The organism is Xanthobacter sp. BG11Y11_SDJG, from assembly GCF_057364445.1.
Genome location: NZ_JBNFNU010000831.1, coordinates 1 through 710 on the forward strand (window position 1 = coordinate 1; position 710 = coordinate 710).

General features: G+C 69.9%; 1 protein-coding gene. It reads left to right on the plus strand.

Annotated features, from left to right (window positions below; genetic code table 11):
* Positions 1 to 704 (plus strand): hypothetical protein (locus tag AC2W7M_RS26825; protein ID WP_486136260.1); only part of this gene is annotated, 704 nt, incomplete at its 5' end.
* Positions 705 to 710 lie beyond the last annotated feature (6 nt).

The window sequence follows — 710 nt, forward strand, 5'->3', positions numbered from 1 at the left end:
TGCGCGCCCCGCTGCGGCCGCCCCAGCGGCCCGGCGAAAAAATCCACCCCGCGCCCCGACCTCATCGAAGTGGCCGAGCGCCTGTTTCGCCTCGCACGGCATCGACGCCACCTCCATGCGCGAAAATCAACCGCGCGGCGGACCAGCAGAACGCCTCGGCGATCCACTATTATTTCGGCTCGAAGGAAGCGCTCATCACCGCCATCCTCGATCTGCGCATGTCGCAGGTGAACGTCGCCCGCCTCGCCGCGCTGAAGGCGCTGCAGGAGGCGGGGCTGGCCGGCGACCTTCGGGCGCTGACGCAGGTCTTCATCCTGCCGCTCGCCGCCCAGCTCAACGACGGCAGCGGCTCCAACCACTACATCCGCTTCCTGGCGCAGTTCTATGCCAGCCAGCAGTTCGACATCTGGGCCATCGCCAAGGACCGCAACGATGCCAGCCTGTCGCGGGTGGTGAGCCTGCTGCACGCCATCCTGCCGCATCTCCCGCGCGCGCTGGTGCGCGACCGGGTGTCGATCGCCCTGCGTCAGGCGATCTATGCGCTCGCCGACTGGGAGCGCGACAAGGCCGCGGGGCGGCTCAATCTGGGGCTGGAGAAAGAGGCGTTCGTCGCCAATCTGGTGGACATGACCGAGGGGGCGCTCGCCGCCGGCCTCTCGCCCGCCACCGCCGCCGCCCTCGCGCGCCAAAGCGACCCGGGCTGAGGAGGC